Raw genomic sequence first — 6,902 nt, 5'->3', positions numbered from 1 at the left:
TGTGTTAAGCGCGCCGCCAGCGTTCGTCCTGAGCCAGGATCAAACTCTCCATGAGAATTCAAACAGCTCTTCGTGAACGAAACACTAGACTTCTTCAAGTCTTTGCTTCCGTTCGGAATTTCACGTTCTTGTCCCGTGTTTCTGTGTGGACGCGAAGGACGTGTTGCCCTCGACTTACCTCCACCACGGGGCGCTCGTTACAAAAGCACTCCCAAGACCCAGGTTTTCAAAACATCGCGCGAGCCGCTGGCCCGCTTCTCAATTCGCATCCGGCCAGTTTCACCCGGCCGCCGCGTTCAGTCCTTCAATCTACCACCCTCGAACCTCTCGGTCAAGGGGTGGGCGGCGATGACTTTCTCGTCTTTCGTCCGCCCGGCACTTCCTGCAACGCCTTTAATCTACTCGACTTCCGGCGTTTGGTCAAGGGAGGTTTTTCCGAATTCCTCCGCTTCGGCCGATCCGCCGCCGTTTCCGGCGACAGCCCTACAAGATACCAGCCTCTCCAACCCCCGTCAACCCCTGATTCAGCAACCGGTGCTGCCGGGCGTGGTGGAGGGGCGCCAAGTATAGTGTTCTTCCCACAGGTGGTCAAGAGGCTCGTTGCGCATCCCCGCGGCGAGCGTGGCCGCGGCGCAGTTCTCGCCCGGCGCGGGCGCGTCGGCTATTGTAACGGCTGACGAGCATAGAGAGGACATCGAGAGGAGAACGTGACCGATCTGCCGGTGGTGGTGGTGGGCGCGGGGGCCGCGGGAACGATGGCGGCGATCTTTGCGGCGGCGCAGGGGCGGCGCACGCTGCTGGTGGAGCGCACGCGCGATGGCGGGAGGAAGATCCTGATCAGCGGGGGTGGGCGCTGCAACGTGCTGCCGTCGCGGGTGGACGCGGGGCAGTACTTCAGTGAGTCGTCGCGCAACACGCTCAAGAAGATGCTCCTTTCGTGGCCGCTGGCGGACCAGCGCCGCTTCTTCGAGGACGATGTGGGGATCCGCCTGGTGCTGGAGGAGGAATCGGGGAAGCTGTTTCCCGCCAGCAACCGGGCGCGCGACGTCCGTGACGGGCTGCTGGACCTGGCGCGGCGGCGGGGCACGGAAACGGTGTTCGGCAGCTCCGTCGCGGGGCTGCGCCCCCCCGTGGGTGACGAACCCTGGACGGTGCTCCTGGAGGGCGGGCGCGAGATCGCCGCAGGGGCCGTGGTCATCGCCACCGGCGGGCTGTCGGTGCCCGCGACGGGGAGCGACGGGACCGGCCTGCGCATCGTACGACAGCTTGGTCATACGCTTCACGACACGTACGCCGCGCTGACTCCGCTAACCGCGCACCCCCCGGTGCATGCGGACCTTTCTGGCGTGTCGCTGGAGGTGGAGTTGGACGCGCCCCTGCAGAAAGGCAGCCTGCGGGCGCGTGGCGGCTTCCTGTTCACCCACCGCGGATACAGTGGCCCGTCCGTGCTGAACGTGTCGCATCTTGCCGTGCGCTCGGCGCATGACCCGGCACGGCGACAGCCGATCTACGCGCGCTGGACGGAGCTGGATGCGGCCGCGTGGGAAGCGGTGCTGCTGGAACGCGGCCCGGGCGCGGTGGGCTCGCTGGTGCGGCGCCACCTGCCGCAGCGCTTGGCCGACCGGCTGCTGGACGAGGCCGGGGTGGACCCGGAGCGCACGCGGTCGCAACTGCGGCGGGAAGAGAGGGCGCGACTGGTGGAGGTGCTGGCGCGGTACCCCCTGCCCTGGACGGGCGACGAGGGCTACAAGAAGGCCGAAGTGACCGGCGGGGGCGTGCCGCTTTCTGAGGTGGACCCGCGGACGATGGAGAGCCGCGTGGCGCCGGGGCTGTTCCTGTGCGGCGAGATCCTGGACTGCTTCGGGCCGATCGGCGGATACAACTTCTTCTGGGCGTGGGCCACCGGCCGGGCCGCCGGGATCGGCGCGGCGGCCTCCCTCCAACCTTTGCCGTCATGACCGAGACCGCGTCGTCCGATTCCCGTCCGCAGTCCCCTTCCCCCTCTGTCGATGCAGAGACGCAGCTGCGGGCCGAGTTTCCCGTGGTCGTGGAGATTCCCGTGGCATGGGCGGAGATGGACTACTTCCGCCATGTGAACCACGCTGTCTTCTTTACTTACTTCGAAAGCGCGCGCATCCGCTACCTGGACCTGATCGGCTTCCGCGAGCTATCGGAGACGGTGCAGACGGGGCCGATCCTCGCGTCGGCCCACGCGCGATTCCGCCGGCCCGTGACGTATCCCGACACGCTGGTCGTGGGCGCACGGACGACGGAGCTGGGCGAGGACCGCTTTGCGCACGAGTACCGCGTGGTCAGCCGGGCGCTGAACGACGTGGCGGCTTCGGGTGGGGCGTTGCTGGTGTCGTACGACTACGCGGCGGGCGCCAAGGCGCCGGTTCCGGAGGCGGTGCGGGCGGCGATCCGGGACCTAGAGGGAGAGCGGCCGGCCAGCGCCTGAGCGTCGGCCATGGCAGACAAGAAACCCGGTCCGCGCCAGGCAGGCGCGGACCGGGTTCTTCGTTCAGCGGACGCGCTCGCCCGCGGGTGACCAGACTTCCACGTCGCCCAGGTTGAGGGCGCGGATGGGCGCCTCGATCTGCGCCAGGTCACCCGCCACGACGATGGTGGCCGCGCCGGGGGTGAGGCGCGCGCCGCCGACGCGCGCCACGTCACCCGGGGCCACGGCGGCCAGCTGCTCGCGATAGGTGCCGTAGTAGTCCATGGGCAGCCCCCACACGAGCAGGTTCTGCATCCGCTGCGCGAGTCCCTGCACCGTTTGCACGGAGGCGGGAAAGCTGCCCACCAGGTTGCCCGTGGCGCCCGTGAGCTCCTCCGCCGGCACGGGCTCCTCGACGATGCGGCGGTACTCGCGGACGGACTCGACCAGTGCCGAGTCGGTTGCGTTGGTGCGCACCGACGAGTGGATGAACAGGGTTCCGGCGCCGCGCGCCGGATTGAAGTTGGCAAACGCGCCGTACGTCCACCCGTGCCGCTCGCGCAGGTTCTGGTTGATGCGCGCGTTGAAGGCGCCGCCCAGCACCTGCGTGAGCGCGGTCAGGCGGATGACGTCGGGGTCTTCCGCGCCGGGGGCCGCCTGCCCCACGCGGATGTTGGACTGCACCGAGCCGGGGCGGTCGACCAGGATCACCCGCGTGCGCTGCGCCGGGCGCGCCGGGTTGGGCTTGCGCACGAGCCGGGGCGCGGCCCCGCGCCAGCTTCCGAACGCCTGCCGCGCGATCTGCCGCGCCTCGTCGGCGGTCACGTCGCCCACCAGGAGCAGCGTAGCCCCGGCGGGCACGTACATCGTCCGGTGCCACTGCACCACGTCATTGCGCGTCACCTCCCCCAGCGTGGCCGCGGTGCCGCCGGGAAGGCGCGAGTAGGGGGCCTGGGCGGCGAAGACGGCGCGGGCGAAGGCCTCGGCCGCGAGACCTTCGACGGTGGACTGGCTCTGCACGTGGGCCGTGATGGCCTGCTGCTTCACCCGTTCGAAATCGCGCGCGGGAAAGGCGGGGGCGGTGACGGCCTGCGCGGCCAGCCCTAGCGCCTCGGTGAACGCGGGCTTGAGCGCCGTGACGACGGCGAAGGTCGTGTTCTGTCCCGCCCCTGTCTGGAACTGCGCCCCCAGCCGTTCCATCCGCTCGGCCAACTCGGGGCCGGGGAGCGCCGCAGTCCCTTCGGGAAGCAGGTTGGCGGTGAGCACGGCCAAGCCGTTGCGCTCGGCCAGTTCGTGCTCGGCGCCCGCTTCCAGGATCAGCCGGCCGGTGACCAGCGGAACCGAGGCCTGGCGCACGACCACCACGCGCAGGCCGTTCTCCAGCCGGAACTCTTCGATGAGCGGCAGCGTGTACGGCCGCGGAGCGCCGAGCGTGGGCGGCTGCGCGACGATCTCCATGGCGGGCCGCGCGGGAGCCGCCTCGGCGGGGACGGGCACCGGCGCGGGCTCGGCGGGAGGCGCGGGGGGCGTGCACGCGGTGGCGGCTGCCAGCGGGGCGGCCGCGAGCAGCCGAAGCAGGGTCGTCCGGCTCATTGGGGGGCTCCTGGGCGCGGGGCGGGGACGAAGACGAGGACGGCGCGGTTGTCGGGAGCCAGGAACTCGCGGGCCAGTGAGGACATGTCGTTCACCGACACGGCGCCGAGCGCGGGAAGGTAGCGGTTGATCCATCCAGCGTCGCCGTACACGACCGCACCCTGCGCCAGGACGTCGCCGCGCCCGCCGAAGCCGCCCATCGTCTGCAGCTGGTTGACCAGGTCGAACGTGGCGGCGGCGCGTGCGCGCTCCAGCGCCGCGGCGTCGATGCGGGCCGCCACGCCGTGCACCTCGGCCAGGAGGGCGGCTTCGAGCGAATCGGCGTTGGCGCCGGGCTTTCCGGTGGCGCCCACCACCAGCAGGTCGGCGTCTTCCACCAGCTCGAAGTTGAACGAGAACACCTGCGTGGCCACCTGGCGGTCGCGCACCAGCGATGTGTAGAGCGGCGACGAGCGCCCGCCGGCCAGCAGCTGCGCCAACAGGTTCACCGCCGGGGCGCGCGGGTCCCGGGCCGGGGGAACGCGGAAGCCCACGTAGACGGCCGGCGCGGGCGCGTTGGCGTCGGGAATCACGTCGCGCGGCGAGGCGCCCAGCCGGGGCGGGAGCGGGACTCGGCGCACGGGGGGCGGTTCGGGGCCGCCCGGAATGCCGCCGAAGTAGCGCTGCACCATCTGGCGCACCTGTGGCACGTCGATGTCGCCCGCGATCACCAGGACGGCGTTGTTGGGAACGTAGTAGGTGCGGAAGAAGCTGCGGACGTCCTCGATGGACGCGTTCTCCAGGTCCTCCATGGAGCCGAGCACCACGTGGCGGTACGGGTGCTCCTCGGGATACATGTGGGCGAGAATCCGCTCGATCCAGCGGCCGTACGGCTGGTTGTCCATCCCCTGGCGGCGTTCGTTCTTCACCACCTCGCGCTGGTTGGCCAGCTTGCCTTCGTTCAGCGCCTCGTCGAGGGTGGCCATGCGGTCGGCCTCCAGCCACAGTGCCAGTTCCAGCGCGTGCGAGGGCACCTGCTGGAAGTAGTTGGTGCGGTCGAAGCTGGTGGTGCCGTTGATGTCGCTTCCCGCGCGGGCGCCCACCGCCTCGAGCAGGCCGAAGTGGCGGCCTTCCGGCGCGTTGCGCGAGCCGGTGAAGAGCATCAGGTGCTCGAACAGGTGCGCGAAGCCCGTGCGGCCCCGCACCTCGTGCTTGGAGCCCACGTCGTACCACAGCACGGTGGAGGCGACGGGCGCGGAGCGGTCGACGGAGTAGATGACCTTCAGCCCGTTCGGCAGCGTTTCTTCTTCGTATTCCAGCCGAACGGCGGGGGGCGCCTGCGCGTCCAAAGGCGCGCACGGAAGCGCGGCCAGGAGAAGCGCGGCCAGGGTGGGGATGGGTTTCATCGGCGGCTCGGGAAGGTGGATGTCCGCATCGGGGTCAGCCCGGGCAAGGTAGCCGGGCCGGCGGATGTGGACAACGTGCGCCGCCCCCGCGGATCAGCGGAGTGTGGCGGGATCGATCCACTCCCGCTGGAGGTGCGAGGGATGGAGCTTGTCGAAGTCGCGGTCGGTCGTGAGCAGGACCGCGCCTGTCGCCGCGGCGGTAGCCGCGATCCACAAGTCGTTCTGCTGCCCGATCGGCGTTCCCGACCCCGCCAGGTGAGCGTCGATGGCGGCATACGACTGGAGGATCGGCTCGCGGTTCAGGTCCACGATCACCAGGTTCTCCATTGCGTCCGCCAGCCGCTGCAGCTTCGGACCGCCCCAGCCGTTGCGCTTGGCCATCGCGAGGCTCTCGCCCACGGAAACCACGGAAAGCAACGGCGTGCCGCGGCGGGAACGCAAGGCGAACCGCGCTTCGATGCGTTCCGCGGCGACCCCTCCCCGCGCAAGGTGGACGAGGACGTTGGTATCGAGTAGGACGAGCCCGGCGGTCACGAGATTTCCTCGAGCATCGCGAAGATTTCATCCTCGGATTCTTCTCCGGGCCACGTACCGATGACGGCATTGATCCCGGACCGCGAACCCTGCCTGCGGACCTCCCCGTCAGGCGACCCGCCGAACACGGGGCGGGGTGCTTCGGACCAGATCGAGAGATCGTGGGCGTCCGCCGGTTCCAACAGGTCCGCGTCGATGCGCAGGAGCGAGCCAGACGGGCGAAATTGGGCCATTCCGCCCACCACCGTCGTTCGTCCGAAATACGGAGTGAGTTCGTCCGGGTCGCCCTCGGCCAGGATGCCGCGAATGACCTCGCCCGATTCCAGGACGAGCGTAAAGGCGCGGTCGCTGTGCCGGATGGCGTCGACCTTTCCCGCTACACGAACTCGCTGCGGCCGGGGAGTCTGCTTCTGCAGCCGCTCGGCCGCGGCGAGACCGGCGGGAGTGATCATGACCGGGGCTGAATCCGGCCGGCCGTTGCGGAGTTCCACCGCCTGAACACCGTGCCTGAAAACCTCGCGGAACTCGCCGAAGGTCCGCAGCAGGGGCGAATCGTATGCGTCGCTGTCCCCGTCTCCCGCCTGCGCGTCGGCCAGGCCACGGCCCATCAGCGACAGTGCGGAGCTGGCGGGATCTACCGAGGGAAACAGCTCTTCCTGCACGAACTTGTGAGGAAGCGCTTCGCCCAGGGTGGGAATCCGCAGTTCCACACCCGGCGTGCCCTCGTGGAAGCCGGACATCTGGAAGTGCGCGGCCGTGCTGACCCACGCGGGCGGAAATCCCCCCTTCGCGGAACTCCGCCCCTCCAGACGAAGCCGGACAGCGCCCTTAGCTCCGCGATCGACAGCGTCCAGGAGGTCGCGCACCAGGGCGCCGGGCAGCCCCGCGCCGGGGCTCCGGTAGCCGTGCAAAAGCAGCGTGTAATTCAGCATGGCGCGCCTCCGCGTTGAGGA

General features: G+C 69.8%; 6 protein-coding genes. 2 read left to right on the top strand and 4 right to left on the bottom strand.

Going from position 1 to position 6,902, the window contains the following annotated elements; translation table 11 throughout:
- The first annotated feature begins 707 nt into the window (after positions 1-707).
- Together VF632_RS09055 and VF632_RS09050 are read left to right on the top strand one after the other, a co-directional pair.
- A complete protein-coding gene (locus VF632_RS09055; protein ID WP_331022552.1) occupies positions 708-1,958 on the top strand; it encodes an aminoacetone oxidase family FAD-binding enzyme in 1,251 nt (416 codons plus the stop codon).
- On the top strand, positions 1,955-2,458 hold the full coding sequence (locus tag VF632_RS09050; protein WP_331022551.1) for a thioesterase family protein: 504 nt from the start codon (positions 1,955-1,957) through the stop codon (positions 2,456-2,458). Before VF632_RS09055 ends, VF632_RS09050 begins: the two co-directional genes overlap by 4 nt.
- Before the next feature lie 63 nt (positions 2,459-2,521).
- On the opposite strand, the gene VF632_RS09045 is transcribed toward VF632_RS09050, so the two are convergent.
- The 4 genes from VF632_RS09045 to VF632_RS09030 all read right to left on the bottom strand — a co-directional run bounded on the left by VF632_RS09045 (position 2,522) and on the right by VF632_RS09030 (position 6,815).
- Positions 2,522-4,030, bottom strand: a complete 1,509-nt coding sequence (locus VF632_RS09045) for a pitrilysin family protein (RefSeq protein ID WP_331022550.1) — start codon at positions 4,028-4,030, stop codon at positions 2,522-2,524.
- Positions 4,027-5,415 carry a pitrilysin family protein gene (locus VF632_RS09040; protein WP_331022549.1) on the bottom strand — a complete coding sequence of 463 codons (1,389 nt, stop codon included), beginning with the start codon at positions 5,413-5,415 and terminating at the stop codon, positions 4,027-4,029. Before VF632_RS09040 ends, VF632_RS09045 begins: the two co-directional genes overlap by 4 nt.
- A gap of 93 nt (positions 5,416-5,508) precedes the next feature.
- Positions 5,509-5,949: a PIN domain-containing protein gene (locus VF632_RS09035; RefSeq protein WP_331022548.1), complete on the bottom strand. Its 441-nt coding sequence runs from the start codon at positions 5,947-5,949 to the stop codon at positions 5,509-5,511.
- Positions 5,946-6,815: a hypothetical protein gene (locus VF632_RS09030; protein ID WP_331022547.1), complete on the bottom strand. Its 870-nt coding sequence runs from the start codon at positions 6,813-6,815 to the stop codon at positions 5,946-5,948. Before VF632_RS09030 ends, VF632_RS09035 begins: the two co-directional genes overlap by 4 nt.
- Between the last annotated feature and the right edge of the window lie 87 nt (positions 6,816-6,902).

This window comes from Longimicrobium sp., from assembly GCF_036388275.1.
GTDB lineage: Bacteria > Gemmatimonadota > Gemmatimonadetes > Longimicrobiales > Longimicrobiaceae > Longimicrobium.
The sequence above is the reverse complement of the archived record's forward strand: the minus strand, read 5'-3'. Positions and strand labels throughout refer to the sequence as shown.

What these genes read in the sequence shown, in the direction of transcription:
- VF632_RS09045 (WP_331022550.1), bottom strand. Translation starts at nt 4,030, where the DNA reads ATGAGCCGGACGACCCTGCTTCGGCTGCTCGCGGCCGCCCCGCTGGCA.
- VF632_RS09050 (WP_331022551.1), top strand. Translation starts at nt 1,955, where the DNA reads ATGACCGAGACCGCGTCGTCCGATTCCCGTCCGCAGTCCCCTTCCCCC.
- VF632_RS09040 (WP_331022549.1), bottom strand. Translation starts at nt 5,415, where the DNA reads ATGAAACCCATCCCCACCCTGGCCGCGCTTCTCCTGGCCGCGCTTCCG.